Source organism: candidate division KSB1 bacterium, assembly GCA_034505495.1.
GTDB lineage: Bacteria > Zhuqueibacterota > Zhuqueibacteria > Residuimicrobiales > Krinioviventaceae > Fontimicrobium_A.
In genome coordinates, this window is record JAPDQV010000007.1 from 45,642 (window position 1) to 68,043 (window position 22,402).

Consider the following 22,402-nt stretch of genomic DNA (forward strand, 5'->3'; position numbering starts at 1 on the left):
GATGGCTGAGAGTCCTTTTGCAAATCACTCCTTCAACCTGCTGCGCCGCGTACGGCGCGAAAAGCGGCCGACCTTTGCGCTGCAGCTGACGTCGATGATCGACATGTTTACTATTCTGCTGGTCTTTTTGCTCAAGAGTTTCAGCGCCGAAGGTCAGATGGTGACTCTGACGCGCGATCTGCGGCTTCCGGAATCGTCTTCTCAGCAGGCGCCGCGAGTACTTTCGGTTATAGCAGTTACGCAGGAGTGGATTTTGCTCGACGGTCGACCGGTAATAAGATTAAACCAAATCACTCCGCAATCGCCCTTGGTCATTGCGCCCCTGAGAGAACAATTGCTGCGGCTACGCTCCATATCCGAGGGAATCGCATCGCTCTCTGCGGACTTGGGTTTTCGCGGCAGCATTTCCATCCAGGCCGATCGCGACCTCCCCTTCGAAATCCTCAAACGCATCATGGTTACTGCCGGTCAAGTCGGTTACGCAAACCTTCATTTGACCGTTTTGGAAAAGGAAAAATAGCTCTTCAGCATGCGGAAAAAAAACGGACATGTTCTCCATCTAAAGATTTTTGACGGCAGCAGCGTGCTGAAGCGTGACCTCAAGCCCGGCGAAAGGCTGCGGCTCGGCCTCGGTACGCAGAACGACATTGTGGTCATCGATTCTGTGCTGCCCAAGACGATGCTTTTCATGGAGAACCGCGGCCGCTTTGCTCAACTTCGCCTGCATCCGAGCATGCGGGGCACACTTTCCTATCGTGATTCCACGCTTGACCTGCGCGATCTGATGGGACATGAGCTCCTGCCGAGCAGCGGCGACTGTTTTCTGCTCAGGCTCCTTCCCGGTCGGACCGGCACGATTCTCATTGGTGAAGTACAAATCGCCTTTTATTTCGACGGCGTCGTCGAGATGCGGCCGGCGTTTCCCGCATTCGACTGGAAGGCCGCCTGGCGACGCTCGCTGAGCCGTGATCTCTTTTTCAAGGCGTTGGTGCTGATCTTGCTGGTCGGAGAATTTTTCTGGGGGATGCATCTGCGGACTGTCAAACTACCGCCGGAAGAACCGCCGAAAGCGGAACAGGTTCCGCAGCGTTTCGCCCGTTTCATCGTTCGTCCGCCGGAACGGCAGTCGCCTTTATCCGTGTCAGGCAGCGGCAGCGAAACGACGCCGGAACGCAGCGAGACGAGACGCGGCGGCGAACGGAGAGGAGGGGACGGCGGATCAGTCGGCACCACAGGACTTTTGGGTCTGATCGGCGGACGGGAAGGCGGCCGGAGCCGGGCGGCCGATTTTTTGCTCGATCAGGGAGTAGCGAGGCAGTTGGACGAACTATTGAGCGGCGGAAGGTTGCTGCAGAGTCGAGGCGGCCGCGGCGGCTCTGCCGGAAGCGGCGAAGGCCTCCTCGATTTGTCGGCATTGTCGCGTCTCGGCTCCGGCATAGATGAATCTGCAGTTGCAGGAGGCATCCGCACCGTGGAGCTGCAAAAGCAGGGCGATGTGGCGATCGAGTTGCCGCAATCGATCCGCGCGAGCGGCGAAGCCCGCGGTCGCCGTACCGCCGAATCGGTGATGGCGGTCATCAACGCCCAGCGCGGACGCGTCATGTATACCTACAACAAGTACTTGCGCCAGGACCCGGAGCTCGAGGGAAAAGTGAGTTTTGACGTGACGATCGCCGCCGACGGTCGGGTGACCGAAGTGCGCATCGTCGAGGCCACGATCGCCAATGCGGAATTTATTGCCGAACTGACGGCAATTTTGCGGGGGTTAAAATTTCCTTCAATCGAGGCTGGAATCGTGACCGTTAATGTCCCCTTTGTCTTTCATCGCGCGCAATAGGTCTATTTTCGGCGCAGCTCGGTCGGCGAAATGCCCAGGGCTTTCAGTTTGACCTGCAGATTCTGTCGCTTGATTTTCAACAAGCGCGCCGCCTGACTGACGTTGCCTTTGGCCTGTTCCAGCGCCGCGGCAATCACTTTGCGCTCGAATTTCTCCACGAACTGTTCCTTCATCTCTGCAAATGACAGTTCGCCGAATCGGGGCGCATACCACTCCGGCTCCGTTTGGGCGGCTGCTGTGATTTCAGGGGGCAGATCGGATGCGGCAAGCGTCTCATTCTCGGCCAAGATGACGCTCTGTTCGATCACATGCACCAGTTCGCGCACGTTTCCCGGCCAATGGTAATTCATCAGGATCCGCAATGCCGCCGGTTCAATGGCCCTCACGGGACGTCGGTGGCGTTCGGCAAAAACGTGCAGATAATGCTCGGCCAGCAGCGGAATATCTTCCCGACGCTCCGCCAAGGTCGGCAGCCGAATTTCAAACACTTTGAGGCGATAATAGAGATCGGGGCGGAAATTTCCGAGGTCCATTTCTTTCTGCAGATCTTTGTTGGTGGCGCTGATCAGCCGCACGTCGGCAGTAATGACCTCTTTGCCTCCCAGGCGGGTAAAGGTCTTGTCTTCCAAAACGCGCAGAATCTTGGCCTGCGTTTCCAGGCTCATATCGGCAATTTCATCGAGGAACAGAGTGCCGCCGTGCGCCAGTTCGAATTTTCCCAGCCGTTGACTCCCGGCGCCGGTAAACGCTCCCTTTTCGTGACCGAACAGCTCGCTTTCCACCAGGCGGCGCAGTTCATTGTCACATAAGGGCCGTCGGCGCGGTTGCTGAGCGAGTGGATGGTGCGCGCCGCCAGCTCTTTTCCCGTGCCGCTGGCGCCGACCAGCAGCACGGTCACGTCGGTCGGCGCCGCCTTTTCGATCAGCCGACGAACATGATGCATGGCCTGAGAATTGCCCAACAGGTCCGTCTTTGACTCGGCGATTCGTTTCTTCAGCTCGATATTTTCCCGCTCCAGTCTGATCTTTTCCAGAGCACGGCTGACGATCAGGCGCAATTCATCTATTTCGTACGGCTTGCTAAGATAATCATACGCCCCCGCCTTCATGGCCTCGACCGCCACTTTTTCCGAACCGTAGGCTGTAACCACGATAACCGCCGGATGTGCGTCGAGCCGCATTTCGCGCAGACGCCGTAAAAACTCCAGGCCGTTAATTTTCGGCATGTTGATGTCGCATAAAACGACGTCCGGCCGAAGCTGCGTCACCTGCTGCAGCGCTTCTTCACCGTCGCCGCATTCGTCGATTTGAGCGTTAAGAATTGCCAGCGCTTTGCGCATGCCGTAGCGGGCTGCCCGTTCGTCATCAACAATCAGAATCTTACTTTTCGCAAGGGTTTCCATGTTTTGTCCGTCGGATATAGTCATGCTGCATTGATCGGCAAAATGATCGTAAACAACGCTCCGCCGCCAGGGCGATTATCTACAAGAATTTGTCCGCCCATTTCCTCCAAAGTCCGTTTAACTATGGCCAAACCCAAGCCGGCGCCGACGGTTTTGGTGGTGAAAAAGGGCTCAAAGATGCGTTTTCGCACCGAATCCGGCACCCCGGGGCCGTCGTCCGCCACGGTCAGAACAAGCGTCGAATGCTTGCGACCGCCTCGTCGTTTCGTGTGAGCAGAAAGCGTAACCTCGACGCGGCCTTCCGCCTGCACCGCCTGCATTGCATTCAGCACCAAATTAAAGACAATCTCTCGCAGGGCATGGACGTTCAGCGTCACCGGCGGCATGGGACGGAGCGAATCGATCAGTTCGATGCCGCTGCGCCTTGCCTGATGACCCAAAAGCGTCAGAACGTCTCTGACGACTTGATCCGGTCGTACGGTTTCGACTTCCGCGGCAGGCGGTCTGGCGAAGGTCAATAGCCGCTGCAGAATGCGCTGCAGACGCTCTATCTCTTCCAAAACCAGAGCCAAATCGGCTTTTTCCGCCTCTCCCGCCGATTCGTGCATAACTTGAATGATCGCCTTTATGGACGAGAGAGGGTTCTTGAGTTCGTGCGACAAGGTGGCTGCCAGTTGGCCGAGGGAGCTCAGCTTTTCCGCCTGGTGAATGCGGTCGATCAGCTCGAGCCGTTCCTGCACCAGCCGCGCATTTTCGACGGCCAAGCCGATTTGATTGGCAAACGTCTGCAGAACGTCCAGTTCTTCCTCAGAGAAATCGTTGCCGTTCTCTTTGGCGCCCAGGCAAATCACGCCGCGGAGCTCGTTGCGGAAAAAGATCGGCACCGCCAACGCAACATCGCTGCCGCGCAGAGCCGCCTGCACGCGCGGGTCGCGCATCTGTCTGCGCAGACTAAAACCGCGCGTCGCAAGCAGTGCCTCTACCAACATTTTATCATCGATGAGCGGACTTTTGTCGCCGCCCTTTACCGGTTCAGGCTCCGGCGAGTCGGGACGAAAAATGAGAACGGCGCACCGGCGCACCTTGAGCGCCGACTGCAGCGAGCTTTTCAGTTTTTGCGTCAGTTCTTCGAGGTCCACCAGGCTGCTGATGCTGTCGGAAAGTTCGCGCAGAAAAAGCTGATAGTAGTAGCGGTCACGGAAAAACAACTTGTCAAGGCGGCTTTGAAAGGCGGCGCGGAAGGGCTGAAAGGCAAAGACCAGAGCAACCAGCAACAAACCCTCGATGATCTCGGCATTGACTTCGGGAAACTGGCGAAGGTATTCGCCGATGCGGCGGATGCCGAGCAGATAGGCGGCCATCAGGAGCCCGTAAGCGATGGAATGAACAAAACTTGGTTTGATGACCAGCCGGTAGAAATTATAACGATACACGTAGTACAGCAGCACCGCCAAGGGAAATGCCGGCGAGAGCAGCATCAGGAGGTCAAGGTAGGGACCGATGAAGGGTAGCCGGCGAAAAGAGAAAAGATAGATCAGCGTCACGCCGATTCCGATGAACAAAAGCACGTTGCTGATGCTGCGGTAAAAGCGTCTGTCGGATTCCTCGCGCAGGATGCGCGTAAGACGTTCCGAGGCGATAATGGAGACCAAAAGGCAAAACAGCAGCCAGATGAGAAAGGGTGTACTGATCCACGTACTCCGTCCGGGATAGGGTTCCACATGGCGGATGACGTAATCACCGTAGAGAGCAATAAAGGCGAAGGCCGGCAGATAGAGGAACGCCATGAGCGTGATATGCCGCCTGCGCAGGCGTGTGCTTTCCTGTTCCAAAGTGAGCAGATGGATCAGCTGGATATGCACCAAAGCCGAAGGCGTGAGACTGAGCCCCAAATAGGCGATGACCGAGAGGGCGCGGATCTCGACGGCAACAACGCGGCCGAACAAAAGGGATATGAGAATTGCAAAGAAATTGCCGGCAAACCAAAAAATGATCGAGAGAAAGAGGATGGCAAAGGCTGCGTCCACCGGACGTTTCGGACGTCGCTGCAGGGAAAGGGAAAAAAGCATTACGGCCAGCGCCGTACCGAAACCGAAACCGATGAGTGTCAGGATGTCGAGCAGGGGCATGAGGCCTCAAAAGGTCAGGTTGAGCGCCGCCAAGACGGTCTCGATTGGGGTGATGACTGTGACCGATGCAGAACCGGCAAAGAGCAGCCCCACAGCGCGATTCTGCAAGTCCACCACCAGGCTGCCTGAATCCCCAGGTTCCGACATGGAGTTTGCCAGAATCTGATGCTCGAACAATGCCGCTTGTCCCGCATAGCCCACCTCGATCGTGGCATCGAGAATAGTAATTTCGCCTTCGGTATAACCGGTGGTGCGGCCGCTCTTTTTCACCTTCATGCCCAGGGCGGGACTTGTAGTGCCGTTTACCCGCCCGATGCCGCGAATCTCATCGGAAATGAGACTGTTGTTGATCGGTTTTGCTGCCGCCGCATCGACGAGGTTGACGGCATAGGATTGGGTGGTTACCAGACGAGTCTGCGAATGGGAAAGAGCGGCAAAAGCATTGAGAAACGAGGCGGCAAAGCGCGCCAACGGGCAGGTCGGAGCTTCTTTTTCTGCCGGAGCGTTCTTGAACTGCAGTTTGACAAAGCGATCGAGCACGGCGATCCGATCCTGCGGATTCTTGCCGCCGTCTGCGGCGGCGGGTTGTAGAACAGTGTCTCCGACTTGAGCGTTATTGCAGTTGGCGAGAACATGATTGTTGGAGAGAATGAGGAGCTCGCCGGTGCGGGCGTCGCGCACCAGGGCGCCGAACGTGCCGGCGGTCACGGCATAATGGCCGATACTGACGCCGGCCGGAGCAGGCCGAAAACGGTCGCGAGGCGAATCGTAGGCGTAGATACGGCCGACCGGCGTAACATCGGTCAACACGCCGGCTACTGTCTTTGGCACTACATCCTGAGCTGCAAGCGCCGAAACCGGCAGCTTGTCGACCACCAACACCTTGAGAGCAGGCTCGCTCAAAACCCGGCCTTCCGTTTCTTTGAACCCTACGCCGATGCCGATGACGTTGGCTTTGCGCAGCATCTTGTTCCTTACTGCAGCCAAAGCATCCGAAACCGTTTGAAGATCGCTCATAATCAACCTCCCAATCTATGGTTTGAATTTAACCAATTCGTTTAATTCGACAACAGGAAATTCGATTGCTTTTAACAAACGGATGCCCTATAATCTCTCCGAAATTTTCATTGGAGCTGGGATGATCAAGCGCAATCGCTATTTGGCTCGTTTAGTGTTTCTGCTGGCTGTGACGCTGATTTTGGAGCTGATCGGTCTCCCGCAGCCTTTTACCGGCCCTTTGGTGAACATGATGCTGATCCTGACTGCGCTGATTCTCGGCCTGTCGGCCGGCGTCGGTTTGGGAGCTTTGACCCCGATCGTTGCATTGTTGCGCGGTCAACTGCCCGCGATGTTGGCGCCCATGGTGCCGTTCATTGCCGTGGGTAATGGGCTTTTAGTTGCCTGTTTTTCTCTCTTTGGGCAAAAATTTCGTCGTGCAGAGGGTGAAGGGATTGCTTGGGGCGCGGCTGGGCTAGGGCTTTTGCTCGGTGCTGCCGCAAAAGCGGGCTTTCTCTATGGATCGGCTCTCAAGCTTTTACCGCTGATTGTGGGAAGATCTTTGCCCGCGCACTTGATCGGTATGATGGCTTTGCCGCAATTCGTTACAGCGGTTTTCGGCGGCCTCGGGGCGCTTGTCCTTTTTCGTCTGATTCGGCTCCGTTACCCGCTGCAATTTTAAAAAATAATTGTGATTCCTTGTACTTTTTTAATATATTTGCGCTCTTTAAATCACCAAAGCAAAACTATTTGATAGGAGGATTTGTGAGTTGAACAGACTAGTGCCTAAGCAGATGTTTTTCACCAAGGGGGTGGGTTACCACAAAAATGAACTGCAAAGCTTCGAATTAGCCCTCCGCAATGCGGGGACGGAAATCTGTAATCTCGTCAGCGTTTCGAGCATTTTCCCGCCGAGCTGCAAAATCATCTCCAAGGAAGAAGGTTTGAAGCTTCTGCGGCCGGGGCAGATCACTTTCGTCGTTATGGCGCGCATGACCACCAACGAGCCCGGACGCATCATCTCCGCCGCCATCGGGCTTGCCCAACCGAAGAACAAGGAACAGTACGGGTATATCAGCGAACATCACGCGTTCGGACAGACTCAGCAAAAGGCCGCTGATTTTGCCGAAGACCTCGCCGCCACCATGCTCGCCTCGACCCTCGGCATCGACCTCGATCCGGAAAAGGCGTGGGATGAACGCAAGAAGCTTTACAAAGTCGACCATAAAAATCAATTCGTCAGCCGCAGCATTGCCCAAACAGCGCGCGGCCATAAGGACGGCCTCTATACCACGGTTGTGGCTATGGCGGTTATGATTCTCGAATAATCCGGAAAAAATCTTATGAAATCTTTACGTTCCTTTTTTGAGGGGGCGCCGGACATTGTTCCGCAGCCTCTGCGCAAAAGTCTGTCCGTCTCCCAGCTCGTCGATCTGTTGGGTGCGACCTCTTTCGAGGCGCGGCGCGTCGCTGCAGGCGCTCGGTTATTCAAACGGATGATCGACGGTAACGACACGATTTGGCTCGGCATTGCCGGTGCGGGCATTGCCGGAGGCATGGGCGGCATGGTCATTTCGCTTATCGAAGCCGGGTTTATCGATGTCATTTGCTCTACCGGCGCGCAGGTGTATCACGACCTTCATTTTGCCTATAATCTGCCCGTCAAAGCCGTCAGTCCCCTTGCCGATGACAATTTGCTGCGCCGTCACGGCGATACGCGCATTTACGACATCGGCATCCGCGAAAAAGAGACGCTTGAAGCACAGGATGAGATCATTCGCCGTTTCGTTCGTGAACGTTATGCCGAACTCTCCGGTCGGGAATTGTCGAGCTGGGAGTTCAATGCGCTTCTCGGACGGTGGGTTGCCGAGACCGCGCCTAATCCCGAGCGCAGCTTTGTCGTTGCCGCGGCAAAGTACGGTGTGCCGATCTTTTGGGACTCGCTATCCAACCACTCGATTGCCATGAATCTAGCCCGAACCGATCGCGAAGGCTTTCCGGTGCGCCTGTCCGGCCAGGCCGACATTTTCGACTCGGCGGCTATCTCTTTTGCCATGCCGCAAACCGGTTTCGTCGAGCTGGGCGGCGGCGGCCCCAAGAACTTTATTCAACAGACCGGTCCCACCATCAGCCAGATTCTGCAGATCGAGTTCGAAGGCGCGGAAAGAGGCCTGCAGATCACCACGGCAGTCGAACGCGAAGGCAGTCTTTCCAGCTGTACTTTCAGCGAAGCGGTCACTTGGGGCAAGTACAAAGAGGCCGATGAAGAAAAGCTGGTGCAGATTTGGGGAGAGTACAGCGTCATTTTCCCTCTGCTTGCCGCCTATGTTGTGGACAACTGCAAGCCGCGACCGGCCAAGCGCATTGTCGATCAGCTGCCGGATTATCGTGAAAAACTGGAGGCGGCACGATGAAGCTCTACACGCATAAATTTTTGGGCGAAGAGAACGAGTTCGGCGGCTGGGAGGAGGCGCGATATGTCATCTTACCGGTTCCGTATGAAGGAGCCGTCTCTTACGGCCGCGGCGCGGCCGGCGCTCCCGACGCCGTGCTCGAAGCCTCCTGCTACCTCGAGTTTTACGACGAGGTCCTCGGCTTTTGTCCGCATCGCGCGGGCATTGCTGTCGCCGCCCCGCCGGCGATAAGCGACGACCATCAGGAGATGCACGAAAGAATCTATCACCGTACCGCCGAAATTCTGCGAGCGAAAAAAATACCGGTGGTGCTCGGCGGCGACCATTCGATCAGCAGCGGCGTCTTTCGCGCCTTCAAGGAACACTATGGAACCCTCTCCTGTATTCAGTTCGACGCTCATGCCGATTTGCGTCCCGAATACCAGGGCAGTCGTTTCAGCCATGCCTCGGTTATGGCGCGCATCCGCGAAATGACTCCCCATACTCTGCAGATCGGCATCCGCAGCTTGTCGGAGGAAGAGGCACGGCTCATCGATGAACAACGCCTGTCGGTGATTTTCATGCACAACCTGCGCCGCGGCAAAGTTGACCTTGACGCGGCGTTGGCCGAATTACCTGATCCGGTCTTTATAACCTTCGACGTCGATGCCTTTGACTGGAGCGTTATTTCTTCGACGGGAACGCCGGAACCCGGCGGACTGGTTTGGGACGAAGCCATGGCCATGTTGAGCCGCATTTTTGCGACCAAAAAGGTCGTGGGATTCGATGTGGTTGAATTGGCCGTCGAAACGCACGATCGCAATTCTCCTTTTGCTGTCGCCAAGCTCATTTACAGAGTGATCGGCCTTTCGATCGCCGCCGCAGGTCGATAAGCCGCTGCGTAGCGGTTTTCCTTGCTTTTTAGTCGCCAAAGTCATAAACTCAATCGACTATTCAACTATGGAGGTTTCATGAAACGGAGAGAGTTTCTGCGCGCAGCAGCAGGAGCTGCGGTAGCGTTCGGCAGCGTCGGCCTGCGCGCCGGTGAAGGAGCTTTGGCCGGCAAAAAAGTGCTGTTTGTTTGGGGCGGCTGGGAAGGTCACGAACCACAGAAATGCCGCGATATCTTTGTCCCCTGGATGCGCAGCGAGGGCGCCGAGGTATTCGTTTCAGATACGCTCGACAGTTATACGGATAAAGCGCTCATGTCCTCCCTCGATCTCGTCGTACAGATCTATACCATGGGAACCATCACCAATGAGCAGGAAAAGGGGCTGCTGGAAGCGGTAAAAAGCGGCGTCGGTATCGCCGGTTGGCACGGGGGGTTGTGCGACTCGTTCCGTAACAATACCGAATATCAATTTATGACCGGCGGTCAATGGGTGGCGCATCCCGGCGGGGTTATCGATTACGACGTTGAAATCGTTGACTATCAAGATCCGGTAACCGCCGGATTAAATAATTTCCATATGAAGAGTGAACAGTATTATATGCACGTCGATCCCAACGTCAAGGTGCTGGCGATCACCACGTTTTCCGGCAAGTACGCGCCGTGGATTGACGGCTGCGTCATGCCGGTGGTTTGGAAAAAGTACTACGGCGAGGGTCGGGTCTTTTACAGTTCGCTCGGTCATGTGGCGGCCGATTTCGATGTACCTGAAGCTCTGACAATAATGAAGCGCGGCATCCTATGGGCGGCACAGAGTCGCGGCGGCGCCAAAGAAGCGTGGAAGCAGCCTGTCTATCGTCCCAAATCCTGATTGGGGCATAGTCAGCGGGTGTAAAGACGGAACAGTCTGCCTTCGCCGGCTTTGAAAATCAGTTCGGCGAAGCGCTCCTGATCATCGGAGCGGAAACGTATTCGATAAGGCTCAACAAAGTCTTTTGCAATTTCCTCCATGCCGGGGCAATGATCGGCAAAAAAGACCCGACAACGGACGCCGTAACGGTAGTTGGTATTGACGAGCATAAGCAAAGTCTCGTTTTCCGGCGAACGAAAGAATCCTAAAAGCATGCCCGGTGCGTCGATTTTTTTGATCAACTGCAATGGCGGAAGGGGCTCGACGTCCGGCATAATGCTGCTTCCGTAAACGGCGATAGATTTACAGTGCAAAAGGAGCTTTGCCCAACGCCCGATCTCCTGATTGACGACGACACAGTATGAAAAAGAGTTGGAGAGGCGGCCGTCCGAATCGACAAGGGTGGCGGTTCGGGATGAGGAAGGAGACGAACGGAACGCGTAATAGATGACTCCCTGGGCGCCGAAGGCCAAGCCGCTGTAGACCTGCATGCGGATGTAGGCAAGAGGAGTCATTGGAGGGCGGCCGATCGGCTCCAAAAGCACGAACGCCCAGAAAGGGCGTTCATATTGTTGCGCCGCCCGACGCAACGCCGCCAGATTGGCAAAATACTCTTCGCGCAACTGTCCGGCCAATATTCCCGGGTTATCGGCGATCAGATGTTTGATTTTTAATTTGCGGAGCAAATCGGCGAGATAGGTGTCATAGCTGCGTCGTTCTGCTTCATCACGAAAGCGCAAACCGCGGGCGATGGTCAGGCATTCTAATCGTGGATATTTACCGTTGAAAAAGTCGGCCAATTCGGCAAAAGAAGGCAGGTCGTTAAGCGTCGGCTGGTTGAACAGTAAAAAGCCGCGAAACGCCCGGAATCGACCATAGAGTTGTGTCAAGCTGTCGATGCGGCGGAAGCTCAAGTCGCTGCCGAAAATGAAACGATCAAGAGCTGCTTCAGAGAGAATGCAATTTATGCCGATCTGCTCCGCTTCGCGAAGCAGCAAGAGATTCCTAGGGCTGTCTTTTTCATTCAAGAAACAGAGATTAAAGCCTCCATTCTTTAAGATTTGCAAATCCTGCAGCGACTGATCCGTTGATTCGCCGTACCATATGGCAATAGGAAAGTCAAAAGGTTCGGCCGCCTCGAGGACGGCAACCAACAGGAAGAAAAGTAAAAAAACCATATTTTCGGCAGCTCCGCTGATGGATTACGGTTAACTTAAAATAGCGTTTTGCTCAGGTAAAGTCAAGCTGATCATCCCTTTTATGCTTGGAAGGCAATTAAGAAAACGTGAGTGAACAGCAGGAACAAGTCATTGAACTCCGAGTTCCCGACGATAAAAGGAAAGAGCGTTTGGACAAATTTTTGGCTCAGCAGCTGTCGTCGGTTACGCGGGCGCAGCTCAAGCGGCTGATTGACGAAAAACGGGTGACCGTCGACGGTGAACCGCGCAAAGCCGGCTATGGGCTAAAGGCCGGGCAGGTCATTGTCGTTCGTTTTCCGGCGCCGCAACCGGCCGATCTCGAAGCCGAAGAGATTCCTCTCGACATCATCTACGAAGACGAGTATCTCATCATCATCGACAAACCCGCCGGATTGGTTGTCCACCCGGCTTACGGCAACATGCGGGGTACGCTCGTCAACGCCCTTTTGTCGCACTGCCGATTTCTCTCGCAGGTCGGCGGAAAAAGCCGGCCGGGTTTGGTTCATCGCCTGGACAAGGATACCTCCGGTGTGATGGTCGTGGCCAAAGACGATGTTACCCACGTTCGTCTGGCAAAACAATTGGCGGCGCACAAGATCGAGCGCGAATACCATGCAGTTGTCTGGGGGCATTTGAAAGAAAAGCGCGGCCGCATTGAAGCACCCTTGGCGCGCCACCCCAAAGAGCGGACGCGCATGCACATCGACCCTAACGGAAAACCGGCGATAACTCACTACCAGGTCTTGGAAGAACTGCCTTTTACCAGCCGCGTCAGGCTGCTTTTGGAGACCGGACGCACTCATCAGATTCGCGTGCATTTGGCTTCTATCGGCCACCCTGTCTTTGGCGACCCCCTGTACGGCGGCCGCGGCAGACAACTTGCCGGTTTAACGGGACCCCAAGCTAAACTTGCGGTAAAGCTTTTTAAACAATTCACCCGCCAAATGCTCCACGCTCGTACCCTCGCCTTCGTTCATCCCCACTTCCAGGAACTTTACGTTTTCGAGTCTCCTTTGCCGCAGGACATGCGGGAATTGCTCCACATTCTAAAGAGCAGTCATGTGTAAAACGACAACAGTGTTGGCAGTTTACACAGAGTAACCCGCCTACAGCATCGATTTTGACAAGATGTTGTTATATGAACATATGAATTAATTCACTATAAAAAAGTGAGTTATGGAAAAAGCAGCACTGATGGGGGTGCTTTACGGCTTGCGGCACGCCTCTTGCCTTAAAGAAAACGTACCGTAAAAGCATATGAGGCATATCATGAGAACGTTGGAGACTCATCGACTGCTGCTCGTTATATGGATGCTCGTCGGCGTCATCCTTTTATTGCTGCTTTTTACACAGAAAGGGTATGCGCGTGAGTTACCTTGTTGGGAAGAGCTGACTACAAAGGAAAAATCAATCGTTCAGCATGCAGAAAAGACCTATCTGCGCGGCCGTGAAGGCGGAGTGCAACGATACTGCGGGGACTTGCAAATTCTTGCCGGTGAAGGGATTGACGGCAGCCTTGAGGTCATTAAGGGCAGACTCGAGCTGGCCGGACGCGTCGAGGGGAACGTGTTGGTCGTCTTTGGCGACATGCATCTGCTCCCAGGCGCCCTCGTTGAGGGCGACGTCATTGCCGTCAACGGCAAGGTCATTCGCGACCCGGAAGCCGCCGTCGAGGGAGATGTAGTCATAACAACGATGCCTTACTCTGCAGATAAAGAGTCCGAGAAAGAGGAAAAAGCTTGGCAAAGAACGAAAGATATTGACGAGGAAGAGGATTTCTTTTGGGCCGATTATAATCGCGTCGACGGCTTGACATTAGGAATCCGCATGCCGCAATCGGAATGGTGGGCGCGTCGGAATCACCATTTTGCCATAATCGGCAAAGTCGGCTATTCTTTTGCCGCCAAGTTTTGGCAGCACCAGATCGGCCTGGAACGCTGGAGCGGCGACGAATTCCGCTTTGCAATGGGCGCCGAATACCATCACTTGACGGATACCGAAGACAGGCATCTCTTGTGCGATTGGGAGAACGCCGCCGCCGCGTTTTTCATCAAGGAAGATTTTCGCGATTACTACCGACGCGAAGGGTTCAGCGCCTGGGTTAGTCAAAATTTTTCATCGGCGATGAGGCTCAAAGCGTTCTACCGCCGCGACGACTTGACGAACATTGACAAAAATACCGATTGGGCTTTGTTCGGCAAACGCAAGGTGTTTCGCGATAATCCTGCGGCGCTTCCTCTCGGGTATCTTGCCGCCAACGGCGTCGATGAGCCGTTGGCGGTCAGAACCGTAGGCGCCGAACTGACGCTCGATACGCGCAACAGCCGCAAATCACCGACGCGCGGTTTTTACCTTCAGGCTTTCGGCGAACGGTCGGGCAAGGATCTCGGCAGTCCGCTCGAATTCGAGCGCTTTATCCTCGATCTTAGACAATATTTGCCGCTGAACTGGGATGAACACATTCTCCTGCACGTTCGAACAGGCTCTGCCTCCGGCTATTTGCCGCCGGTTTACTGGTACGACCTCGGCGGCATCTCGACTTTGCGCGGTTATCGCTTCAAAGAGTTTACAGGCGACCGAATGGTGTCGGGAACGGTGGAATACCACCTCCGCACCGGCGGCCGTTTTTTTCTTGGGCTTGATCTGATTCTCTTTGCCGATGCAGGCAAGGCCTGGTTCGCCGACCCTGAAGCACCGCATGTTCAGCAGGAATGGCCGGGTGTGTCGGAGCAAAAAATGCTGCCGTGGGAGGGGTTTGATGTGCTTTGTTGGGCGCAACTGAAAAGCGACGTCGGCATTGGACTGGCTGACCCCGACGGCGATTTTCGTATCGACTTTGCCCGTCGTCTGGATCGACAGCGGGCAGATTTCATTGTAACCTTTCGCTTGTGTCGAACGTTTTAGGAGCGAAAATTTTATGCAAAGAGGTGCGGGAATGTACAAGCTTTTGTCTATTCTGTTGATTGCCGCCGTTCCCCTTACGGCGGAGATTGTTACCCAAGAGGAGCAGTTTTCGATTTTCGGCGACAACTTGACCTTCGATCTGACGATCGACGGCGGCAAAATTCAAGTGCTGCCGAGCCGAAGCAAAACCGAATGTCGCGTTTCCATGCAGTATCCCAAGGAAAAATGCCGCGTTGATATACGCTATAACGAGAAGCGCGGCCGCATTGCCGTGTTTATCGATTTTAAAAGGTGGAATATGGAAGAGGAAGAAGCCCCAAACGCCATTGTCGAATTGCCGTACGGGCCGGAAATCTCTTTTTCAGCGCACATCAAAGCGGGTAAAACCCAATTTGTGCTCGGAGGCCTCAAGATTGCCGATTTTCAGCTGCGTCATTGGGCCGGCGAAACATTCGTCGATTTTTCCGAACCCAATCTTACTATTATGCGCTTCTTTGACGTTAATGTCAAAGTCGGCGAAATGACCCTACATAATGTCGGCAACGCCCGTTACGAGGAAGGGGAAATCAACAGCGGCATCGGCGAGCTGTTTGTTGATTTCAAGGGCGAATCGGTGGATCGCTGCGTCACACGCATCGACCTGAACATCGGCGAAACTACGATTGTTCTGCCGGAATCGGTGGGGACCAAAATCCGGGTGTCGAAATTTATATCTGAACTGCAGGTCCCCGATTGGCTGATACGTCGGGGTGAATATTACTACTCGGAAGATTATGAGGAAAGCAAACGCCAGCATTATTTGTTACTGTCCAACGGAATCGGCAGCATTAAAATTCTTCGAGAATAAAACTGTGGGAGGAAAGTCATGACGGATGAAACCGGTCAAAGCACGGTGCGCCAAGTCAGCGTGGGCAGCTGGTTCAGCCGCGGCTGGCAGCTTATTGCCAACGAATTGGGCTCTTTTGCCGTATTGGCATTGGTCTATCTAGCGGCTATCGGGGTCGCTTCATCCACTGTGCTTGGGGGCTTTATCGTTTCGGGACCGCTGACGGTGGGATTTTTTATGATTTTATTCGACAAAATGCGGGGCAAGCCGGTCAACATCAGCACCATAGCGCGCGGTTTCGACTATTTTGTAGCCGCCATGCTTTCGGGCATCCTGATCGGTGCTTTTACGACTCTTGGAACGATTTTCTGCATCATTCCCGGACTGATCGTCGCCGGCTGGTACGTGCTGACTCCCGGCTTTATCGCGGAGAAAAAGCTCGATTTCTGGCAGGCGATGGAATCTTCCCGAAAAGCCGTTTCCGGCCTCGGCTTTGAGATGACGCTGTTTGTAATTTTAAGCGGTTTGATCAACCTTGCCGGAGCGCTGCTCTGCCTGGTCGGCTTGTTGGTGACGGTTCCCTTGACTTTTGCAGCCGCAGCCGTCGCCTATGATGATTTGGTAGGTGTCGAAAAATAAAAAAGGCGGATGAGATCATCCGCCTTTCAGCTTATTTTTTTGCTCCTGCACAGCATCCTGAGGTTTTCGGGCAACATCCTTTGGCTTCGGGTGCTTTCGCCTCCTTTGCCTTAAACCCGGCCGCGTTTACCGCCTGCTTGAGCGTCTTTTCGTCGGTTTTGCTGTCGTCATAGGTGACAATCGCGTTGCGCTTTTCCAGCGAAACCTCGGCGTTCTTGACGCCTTCGACCTTTTGCAGAGCAGTCTTGACTTTTTCAACGCAGTTGTTGCAGGTCATGCCGTCAATAGCAATTTCGACTTTTTTCTCGGCCGCAAAAGATAAGGCACCGAGTATAAATATCGTCGAGAGAAAAATATTTAGTAATTTCTTCATGTTTCATCTCCTTTTGGTTTGTTGATCTGTCTATTAAGCTCGGCTTCTTCGGACTCTTGTTTGCTTATAGAGCGATATTATATGGGAAGCTTTTAACTGTTCTCTTTAGCCGGATATTCCCTGCGAGTTTTTTCAATCGAGGGTTTCCTCTTCGTCGATCGGCGGTTTAGGGAAAATGCCTTTTAGAGCATCGGCGACCAAGGCCTTGGTTTGTTCGGGAAAATCGCCCTGCATGATCCAGTTGAGATAATCGGGCTCGTTTTCGATCAGCCATTGCAAAGATTTGCCTCGGTGTTTGCCGAACGCGGCAACTGCCTCACCGTTTTTCCAATAGAACTTGCGGTCCGGCGTCACAAACCGTTGATCTTTGGGAAGGCAGTATTTGTGCAGCGCGTCGACGGCTTTCGGCAAATCGCGGTAACGCTGCAGCTGGGCATCGAGAATGTGGACAGTTGCGCGGACATCGGCAAGGGCATCGTGCGCGTCGACCAGCTCGCGGCCGCAGTAAAAGCGGTAAGCGGCGGCCAGGTTGCGCGGTTCCTGTTTGTGAAAGATCACCTGGGCGTCGATCACCCGCATTTCCTGCATAGGCAATGAAACGCCGCAGCGCTCCAATTCGATCTGCAACAAAGGCAGATCGAACGATATGACGTTAAAACCGGCCAGATCGCAGCCGGTCAGAAATTCGCGGATTTTAGGCGCGAACTCTTTCAACTGCGGTTTACCGGCCACCTTTTCATCCGTGATGTGATGCACGCGCGAGGCTTCCGGCGGGATGGGAATGCCGGGGTTGACGAGCTCCGACCATTCCGTCAAGGAACGGTCGAGGTTGACCTTGACAAAGGCGAATTGTACGATGCGGTCGTTGGCCAGGTCGAGGCCGGTTGTTTCCAGATCGAAAAAGACCAGAGGTCGTTCCAAGCGCAGCTGCTCGAACCGGGGCTGCTGTTCTTCCATCTCGTCAAAAACCAATGCGGCTTGTCGCGCCTTCATTTGTTCATCCTTTTTCTCGCCGCTACATTTTACGCAATTGCAGGTAAATGGGCAAGCGAAATTGCAATTCTGATCGAGCCTCGCATCTTTGGTTTTTGCAAGATATTTTGCCTGATCCTAACTTGTTAACAGGAGCAAAAAAGATTAATCCCCTTGGAAAGAATACATTCATTTCACGATAAAAAGGTCTAACAGCGCTTTCACTAAAAATGATCTCCTCCCCCCCCGTGCTTGTCCATCAAAAATTGCAGAACTATTGGGATATGGAGTTGTCGATCAGTTTTTGGATTTTTTATCTTCCTGCCATAATTCGCTTTGCTGACCGGCGATTACGATTCCTATGGAAAAGCCTTGTTAACGGCGGATGATTATCTTATTTTCCAGCGGCAGAAAAATTGGAGGAAGCTGATTATGCAGGCGGGACTCGGTTCCGGTGAGCAAAGTAAAGGCTATTTGCAGGTCATCAGCGGTGCTTTGAAAGAACTGCGCGAAACGATGCGGGCTTTTGTTCGCGCTCCTCGGGCTTTGTGGGGCATCAACATTCCCTATATCCTGGAAGGGCTGGCTTATTTCGGCATCTTGACCATTTTGGGCAAGTTTTGTTCGGAAAACGTCGCGCTTAGCGATCCTCAAGCAGGATGGGTTTACGGCGGGGTGACTGGCGGCATTACGTTCGCCATGCTCCTGCTTGGCGGTGTCGTCGACCGCATCGGCGTCCGAAAGTCGTTGATTCTGGCGCTGTCGGTAATGGCGATAGGCCGCCTGATCGTTTCTCTATCCGGCACATTACCTTTAGGCCGCGGTATGGGTTCGCCGATGTTCTTTACCATGGTCGCCGGACTTTTGCTCATGGTTGCGGCTTACGGTCTCTATCAACCGGCCGCTTATGCAGGTGTAAGGCGCTATACCGATGAAAAAACCGCCGCCATGGGGTATGCCGTGCTCTATGCGTTGATGAACCTCGGCGCTTTTCTTTCCGGCTATGTTGCCAATTTCAGCCGCACGACCTTTCTTTCCGTTTTTCCGCCGAACGGATTAACCGCCGTTTTTTGGGCATTTACGACCATTACTCTGATTTCAGTTTTAGCCACGGTTTTTATTCTGACGCCCAGAATAGATGCCCGCGCCGTCGCCGAAAAGCAGGGCGAAAAACAGAATAAAACTGAAACGAAAGAAAAACCTGAGGCGAGTAGAATAGACAATCGACTTTTAAAGCTGTTGTCCGGCGCGACGATAATTCTTTTTATCTTCACATTATTCTTTTTTTATAAAGGGGCAAGTCCAATTTTACGTTATTCATTCCTTGGACTGACCCTGCTTTCTCTTGCCGCGGCGATTACCGACTTTCTCCGTCGACGGCCGGAGCATCCTTTTCGCGACGCCCGCTTTATGGCTTTCATCTTTGTGCTTATTCCCGTACAAACCCTCTTTGCCCATAACTGGCTGACGATTCCCTATTACCTCGACCGCGCCTTTCAAGGAACCTGGGTGGGTCGGTATTGGGAGATCTTTGCCAATATCAATCCTGTGATTATTTTTGTCATCACGCCGATCATAGCCGGTCTCACAGCCCACGCCAACGTCTACCGGATGATGATTCTCGGCACCTTTGTGATGGCCGCACCGACTTTTCTGCTTGCCGCAGGGCCGGTTCCGATCCTCTTTCTCGCCTACATTCTGATCATGTCGATCGGCGAGGCAATGTGGCAGCCGCGCTTTCTGCAATGGGTGGCTGAAATTGCGCCACAGGGCAAGACCGGCGCCTATATGGGCATCGGCCAGTTCCCTTGGTTTTTGACCAAGGTGTTGACCTCGCTCTATTCCGGGTATTTCGTTGCCCGTTATATCCCGCCGCCGTCGAGCGGTTTGCCGCAGCAAACCGGTAAACTGTGGCTGTTCTATGGCTTCATCGCCATGATTTCGCCGCTCGTTTTATGGTTGATGAAAGGGTGGATGACGAAGGGGCTGCGGGAAAAGAGCGAGGATTGAACGGTTTTTCTCATTAAACAACTTCTTAAGATGAGACCGCATGGACTTTTGGCAACATTTGCCCGACAAAATTAATCCCGTTTTGTTCCAATAGGGCGGCCTGCAGCTGCGCTGGTACGGGTTGATGTATGAGATCGCGTTTGTTGTGGTTTACGGATTGACGCTTTATCGCTTGAAGCGCGAGCCGCTCCCCTTTGCGCAGAGTACTATTGATGCGTTTTTCGGCTGGGCAATCGCCGGAATACTGATCGGCGGCAGGCTGGGTTATGTGCTGTTCTATGAGCCGATGATGATGATTGAAAACCCTGTGGCCATTTTTTGCCGATCGATTGGAGAAACGGCATGCGGTTCACAGGTCTCAGCGGCATGTCCTTTCATGGCGGGCTGATCGGCGTTGCTTTGGTCTCGCTCTGGTTTTGTCGCCGCCGCTCGATCAATTTTTGGGAGCCGGCCGATCTGATCGTTCCGGCGGTGCCCCTCGGCTATACTTTCGGCCGTCTCGGCAATTTTCTCAACGGTGAATTATACGGTCGACCTTCGACGCTCCCGTGGGGCATGTATTTTCCCGCTGATTCGACAGGTTTGCTGCGCCGGCCTTCCCAGCTTTATGAAGCATTTTTTGAGGGAATCGTTTTATTCGCGCTCTTGCGGCCGCTGCGGCAGCGCCGGTCTCTGCAGCGCTTGTTTTTGCCCCTTTATTTAATTGGATACGGAATGGTTCGTTTTTTCATCGAGTTCGTGCGGCAGCCGGATGCGCATTTGGAAGCGTACTGGGACCTTTAACCATGGGGCAAGTTCTTTGTCTGGCAATGATTCTCGGCGGAGCCGTGCCGGCTGTCAAGCTGCGCCGCGCGACTCCGCCGAATACCTCAATGACTATTTGACTCCCTGCGTGATGCCCGGCCAATCGTCCGTCCGGAACGGCGAAGCCGGCAACCCTTCTCGGTTGTACAAATTGCAGTTCGGATTGTCGGCCCAGCCGTAGCGTACCGCCGCCGGATCAGGCACTTGCGGACTCCAAACCAGGACCGTTTCACCCTCGATTTCAGCCTCCGCCCAGACGAACTTTTTGTCCGTTCCGGCGATCGCAAATCCGGTCAGTTTGGGCCCTTTTGCGACCAAGCCGCTCCCCACGTGATCAAACTTTAGACGAATCTTGTTTCCCTCGAAGGACATGGACTTGTAGATCGGCCCGCTGTAAACAATATCTCTGCCGTAGGCTTTGGCGAGCGCGTTAAGCGCCAGTCGGCGTCCGACTTCCTGCTTGTTCTTCGGGTGGATGTCGAACGCATCGCCGATGTCTATGGCAACCGCCATGCCGGTGTTGGGTAACGACAACGTCATCAGCTGGGCCTCGCGCAGCTCCGCCCAGTCGCTGTCACCCGGTTCCGGCGCTGTCGGTTTAAAGTTGGCGAGCTGAACGAAAAGAAAGGGGAAATCCCCTTGTCCCCATTTTTGCCGCCAGCAATTGATCAGAGTGGGGAAAAGAGTCCGATATTGGTAGGCGCGGGAAGCATTGGATTCGCCCTGATACCAAATGGCGCCGCGCAGAGCATAGGGAATCAAGGGATAAATCATGGCATTGTAGAGAACCGTAGGACGGTTGGGGTTGTCCGGCGGCAACGGCCGCGGCGGCACATCCTTGAGGTTGACTGCGGTCAAGTACTTCCACTCGCCGGCCAGGCTCATATGTTTTCCCTCCGATGAGCTCAGCACCAGCTCCTCCTTGGCACCCCAGAGGCCGCCGCCTCCGCCGGTATCCAGCACCTGCACGGCAATTACGTTTCTGCCGGGTTTAAACAGACCGGCATCGATCTTGTACTCGCGCGGTTTATTGTAGCCGTCCGTTGCGCCCACCTGGACTCCGTTGACATAGGTGATATCCTGATCGTCTATCGCGCCGAGCTTGAGCGTAAAGGTTTCATTCGGCAAAAGATCAGGCAGCGTGACGATCTTGCGGAACCAGACGATGCCGTCGAAATTCGGCAAACCGGCGTTTTCCCACAAGCTCGGCAGCTGCATGGTTTTCCAATTGCCGTCGTCATAACCTGGAGCCTGCCAGGTCGGAGAGCCGGCCAGGGCAATACTGATTTTTTGTTCAACCAGCTTTTGCCATTCCGCCAGCCGTTGTTGGTAACTCGCTCTTACTTCGGCCTCGTTTAACGCCTCGACCTGCAAAGCCTCCACGGCCTGCTTAAAGTCTTCGAGGGTCATCAAAGCGTCGGCAGCTGTCCAGGCTTCGGCAACCGTGCCGCCCCATGAGCTGTGAATGAGGCCGATCGGCACGCCCAATTCCTTGTAAAGGGTGCGGCCGAAAAAATAGGCCGTAGCGGAAAAGTTGCCGACGGTTGTCGGCCTGCATTCCACCCACGGCTGAGCATCGATGTCGTCCTTCGGCTTTAGGCTCATGGCGTGGTTCACCTGAAAGAGCCGAATATGCGGATAATCGGCTTCGGCAATCTCACGCGCATAGTTGAGCACCTCGCCCCAGCCGGCCAACGGCATTTCCATATTCGACTGTCCGGAACAGACCCACACCTCGCCGATCATTACATTGCGGAAAGTCAAGGTGTCCTTACCGATGACCTTTAGTTCATAAGGGCCGCCTGCAGACATCGGCGGCAACTTGACCATCCAAAAGCTGTCGGGCTGGGCGGTCACACCTTGCCTGCGACCGTTTAAAACAACCGTCACTTTGCCGCCGGGAGACGCTTTACCCCAAATCGGCATCTCTTTTTCCTGCTGCAGAACCATGTTGTCCGTGAACAACTTGGGAAGACGAACCTCCTCCGCCGGTCGCGCAAAATAGGAACAGCCGACCAGGCACATCGCACTCGACAAGAGAACCACAATCAATAAACGCATCGCCGCCTCCATTTGCTGTTTTGACGAAAAAATAAGCAATCGATGTTTAGACTGAAAG

The 22,402-nt window shown here is 54.3% G+C and carries 21 protein-coding genes and 1 pseudogene; 14 read left to right on the forward strand and 8 right to left on the reverse strand.

Going from position 1 to position 22,402, the window contains the following annotated elements; translation table 11 throughout:
• Window position 1: 1 nt before the first annotated feature.
• The gene (locus tag ONB24_04680; GenBank protein MDZ7315400.1) at window positions 2-520 is read left to right on the forward strand and encodes a biopolymer transporter ExbD; all 519 of its coding nucleotides are present in this window, start codon (window positions 2-4) and stop codon (window positions 518-520) included.
• A 9-nt stretch (window positions 521-529) separates the two neighbouring features.
• Entirely contained in the window at window positions 530-1,837 is a 1,308-nt protein-coding gene (locus ONB24_04685; GenBank protein ID MDZ7315401.1) for an AgmX/PglI C-terminal domain-containing protein, read from the forward strand.
• Window positions 1,838-1,839: 2 nt separating this feature from the next.
• Here ONB24_04685 and ONB24_04690 read toward each other — a convergent pair whose 3' ends face one another.
• From ONB24_04690 to ONB24_04705, 4 genes and pseudogenes are all read right to left on the reverse strand, one after another.
• The gene (locus ONB24_04690; GenBank protein MDZ7315402.1) at window positions 1,840-2,010 is read right to left on the reverse strand and encodes a hypothetical protein; all 171 of its coding nucleotides are present in this window, start codon (window positions 2,008-2,010) and stop codon (window positions 1,840-1,842) included.
• Between the two features lie 212 nt (window positions 2,011-2,222).
• Window positions 2,223-3,176: pseudogene (locus ONB24_04695) on the reverse strand (sigma-54 dependent transcriptional regulator).
• 83 nt (window positions 3,177-3,259) lie between these two features.
• Entirely contained in the window at window positions 3,260-5,368 is a 2,109-nt protein-coding gene (locus tag ONB24_04700) for an ATP-binding protein (protein MDZ7315403.1), read from the reverse strand.
• Between the two features lie 6 nt (window positions 5,369-5,374).
• Window positions 5,375-6,385, reverse strand: a complete 1,011-nt coding sequence (locus ONB24_04705) for a S1 family peptidase (GenBank protein MDZ7315404.1) — start codon at window positions 6,383-6,385, stop codon at window positions 5,375-5,377.
• Between the two features lie 121 nt (window positions 6,386-6,506).
• On the opposite strand from ONB24_04705, the gene ONB24_04710 reads away from it, so the two are divergent.
• From ONB24_04710 to ONB24_04730, 5 genes are all read left to right on the forward strand, one after another.
• The gene (locus ONB24_04710; protein MDZ7315405.1) at window positions 6,507-7,046 is read left to right on the forward strand and encodes an ECF transporter S component; all 540 of its coding nucleotides are present in this window, start codon (window positions 6,507-6,509) and stop codon (window positions 7,044-7,046) included.
• An 88-nt stretch (window positions 7,047-7,134) separates the two neighbouring features.
• Window positions 7,135-7,692, forward strand: a complete 558-nt coding sequence (locus ONB24_04715) for an arginine decarboxylase, pyruvoyl-dependent (GenBank protein ID MDZ7315406.1) — start codon at window positions 7,135-7,137, stop codon at window positions 7,690-7,692.
• Window positions 7,693-7,707: 15 nt separating this feature from the next.
• Entirely contained in the window at window positions 7,708-8,778 is a 1,071-nt protein-coding gene (locus ONB24_04720) for a deoxyhypusine synthase family protein (GenBank protein ID MDZ7315407.1), read from the forward strand.
• Entirely contained in the window at window positions 8,775-9,650 is an 876-nt protein-coding gene (speB, locus tag ONB24_04725) for an agmatinase (GenBank protein MDZ7315408.1), read from the forward strand. The genes ONB24_04720 and speB overlap by 4 nt, the downstream gene beginning before the upstream one ends.
• Before the next feature lie 78 nt (window positions 9,651-9,728).
• Window positions 9,729-10,517 carry a ThuA domain-containing protein gene (locus ONB24_04730; GenBank protein ID MDZ7315409.1) on the forward strand — a complete coding sequence of 263 codons (789 nt, stop codon included), beginning with the start codon at window positions 9,729-9,731 and terminating at the stop codon, window positions 10,515-10,517.
• Window positions 10,518-10,528: 11 nt separating this feature from the next.
• On the opposite strand, the gene ONB24_04735 is transcribed toward ONB24_04730, so the two are convergent.
• Window positions 10,529-11,734, reverse strand: coding sequence for a hypothetical protein (locus tag ONB24_04735; protein ID MDZ7315410.1), 1,206 nt, complete (start codon window positions 11,732-11,734; stop codon window positions 10,529-10,531).
• A gap of 107 nt (window positions 11,735-11,841) precedes the next feature.
• On the opposite strand from ONB24_04735, the gene ONB24_04740 reads away from it, so the two are divergent.
• The 4 genes from ONB24_04740 (at window position 11,842) to ONB24_04755 (ending at window position 16,124) form a co-directional block, all read left to right on the forward strand.
• Window positions 11,842-12,822, forward strand: a complete 981-nt coding sequence (locus ONB24_04740; protein MDZ7315411.1) for an RluA family pseudouridine synthase — start codon at window positions 11,842-11,844, stop codon at window positions 12,820-12,822.
• Window positions 12,823-13,024: 202 nt separating this feature from the next.
• A complete protein-coding gene (locus ONB24_04745; GenBank protein ID MDZ7315412.1) occupies window positions 13,025-14,659 on the forward strand; it encodes a BamA/TamA family outer membrane protein in 1,635 nt (544 codons plus the stop codon).
• 13 nt (window positions 14,660-14,672) lie between these two features.
• Window positions 14,673-15,506, forward strand: coding sequence for a hypothetical protein (locus ONB24_04750; GenBank protein ID MDZ7315413.1), 834 nt, complete (start codon window positions 14,673-14,675; stop codon window positions 15,504-15,506).
• A gap of 18 nt (window positions 15,507-15,524) precedes the next feature.
• Window positions 15,525-16,124: a hypothetical protein gene (locus ONB24_04755; GenBank protein ID MDZ7315414.1), complete on the forward strand. Its 600-nt coding sequence runs from the start codon at window positions 15,525-15,527 to the stop codon at window positions 16,122-16,124.
• 31 nt (window positions 16,125-16,155) lie between these two features.
• Here ONB24_04755 and ONB24_04760 read toward each other — a convergent pair whose 3' ends face one another.
• Together ONB24_04760 and ONB24_04765 are read right to left on the reverse strand one after the other, a co-directional pair.
• A complete protein-coding gene (locus ONB24_04760) occupies window positions 16,156-16,497 on the reverse strand; it encodes a cation transporter (protein MDZ7315415.1) in 342 nt (113 codons plus the stop codon).
• 132 nt (window positions 16,498-16,629) lie between these two features.
• Window positions 16,630-17,490 (reverse strand): 3'-5' exonuclease, encoded by an 861-nt coding sequence (locus ONB24_04765; GenBank protein MDZ7315416.1) that lies wholly within the window; start codon window positions 17,488-17,490, stop codon window positions 16,630-16,632.
• A gap of 411 nt (window positions 17,491-17,901) precedes the next feature.
• On the opposite strand from ONB24_04765, the gene ONB24_04770 reads away from it, so the two are divergent.
• The 3 genes from ONB24_04770 to lgt all read left to right on the forward strand — a co-directional run bounded on the left by ONB24_04770 (window position 17,902) and on the right by lgt (window position 20,262).
• Complete coding sequence (locus ONB24_04770) at window positions 17,902-19,479, forward strand: MFS transporter (GenBank protein ID MDZ7315417.1); 1,578 nt, start codon at window positions 17,902-17,904, stop codon at window positions 19,477-19,479.
• Window positions 19,480-19,603: 124 nt separating this feature from the next.
• Window positions 19,604-19,867 carry a prolipoprotein diacylglyceryl transferase gene (locus tag ONB24_04775; protein ID MDZ7315418.1) on the forward strand — a complete coding sequence of 88 codons (264 nt, stop codon included), beginning with the start codon at window positions 19,604-19,606 and terminating at the stop codon, window positions 19,865-19,867.
• On the forward strand, window positions 19,822-20,262 hold the full coding sequence (gene lgt, locus ONB24_04780) for a prolipoprotein diacylglyceryl transferase (GenBank protein ID MDZ7315419.1): 441 nt from the start codon (window positions 19,822-19,824) through the stop codon (window positions 20,260-20,262). The genes ONB24_04775 and lgt overlap by 46 nt, the downstream gene beginning before the upstream one ends.
• A gap of 93 nt (window positions 20,263-20,355) precedes the next feature.
• Here lgt and ONB24_04785 read toward each other — a convergent pair whose 3' ends face one another.
• The gene (locus ONB24_04785; protein ID MDZ7315420.1) at window positions 20,356-22,356 is read right to left on the reverse strand and encodes a 9-O-acetylesterase; all 2,001 of its coding nucleotides are present in this window, start codon (window positions 22,354-22,356) and stop codon (window positions 20,356-20,358) included.
• Window positions 22,357-22,402: the final 46 nt, after the last annotated feature.

Bases quoted from the DNA above. Each gene is read 5' to 3' on its own strand.
- ONB24_04680 (MDZ7315400.1), top strand. From the start codon at position 2: ATGGCTGAGAGTCCTTTTGCAAATCACTCCTTCAACCTGCTGCGCCGC.
- ONB24_04685 (MDZ7315401.1), top strand. From the start codon at position 530: ATGCGGAAAAAAAACGGACATGTTCTCCATCTAAAGATTTTTGACGGC.
- ONB24_04690 (MDZ7315402.1), bottom strand. From the start codon at position 2,010: ATGAAGGAACAGTTCGTGGAGAAATTCGAGCGCAAAGTGATTGCCGCG.
- ONB24_04700 (MDZ7315403.1), bottom strand. From the start codon at position 5,368: ATGCCCCTGCTCGACATCCTGACACTCATCGGTTTCGGTTTCGGTACG.
- ONB24_04705 (MDZ7315404.1), bottom strand. From the start codon at position 6,385: ATGAGCGATCTTCAAACGGTTTCGGATGCTTTGGCTGCAGTAAGGAAC.
- ONB24_04710 (MDZ7315405.1), top strand. From the start codon at position 6,507: ATGATCAAGCGCAATCGCTATTTGGCTCGTTTAGTGTTTCTGCTGGCT.
- ONB24_04720 (MDZ7315407.1), top strand. From the start codon at position 7,708: ATGAAATCTTTACGTTCCTTTTTTGAGGGGGCGCCGGACATTGTTCCG.
- speB (MDZ7315408.1), top strand. From the start codon at position 8,775: ATGAAGCTCTACACGCATAAATTTTTGGGCGAAGAGAACGAGTTCGGC.
- ONB24_04730 (MDZ7315409.1), top strand. From the start codon at position 9,729: ATGAAACGGAGAGAGTTTCTGCGCGCAGCAGCAGGAGCTGCGGTAGCG.
- ONB24_04735 (MDZ7315410.1), bottom strand. From the start codon at position 11,734: ATGGTTTTTTTACTTTTCTTCCTGTTGGTTGCCGTCCTCGAGGCGGCC.
- ONB24_04745 (MDZ7315412.1), top strand. From the start codon at position 13,025: ATGAGAACGTTGGAGACTCATCGACTGCTGCTCGTTATATGGATGCTC.
- ONB24_04750 (MDZ7315413.1), top strand. From the start codon at position 14,673: ATGCAAAGAGGTGCGGGAATGTACAAGCTTTTGTCTATTCTGTTGATT.
- ONB24_04755 (MDZ7315414.1), top strand. From the start codon at position 15,525: ATGACGGATGAAACCGGTCAAAGCACGGTGCGCCAAGTCAGCGTGGGC.
- ONB24_04760 (MDZ7315415.1), bottom strand. From the start codon at position 16,497: ATGAAGAAATTACTAAATATTTTTCTCTCGACGATATTTATACTCGGT.
- ONB24_04765 (MDZ7315416.1), bottom strand. From the start codon at position 17,490: ATGAAGGCGCGACAAGCCGCATTGGTTTTTGACGAGATGGAAGAACAG.
- ONB24_04770 (MDZ7315417.1), top strand. From the start codon at position 17,902: ATGCAGGCGGGACTCGGTTCCGGTGAGCAAAGTAAAGGCTATTTGCAG.
- ONB24_04775 (MDZ7315418.1), top strand. From the start codon at position 19,604: ATGTATGAGATCGCGTTTGTTGTGGTTTACGGATTGACGCTTTATCGC.
- lgt (MDZ7315419.1), top strand. From the start codon at position 19,822: ATGCGGTTCACAGGTCTCAGCGGCATGTCCTTTCATGGCGGGCTGATC.
- ONB24_04785 (MDZ7315420.1), bottom strand. From the start codon at position 22,356: ATGGAGGCGGCGATGCGTTTATTGATTGTGGTTCTCTTGTCGAGTGCG.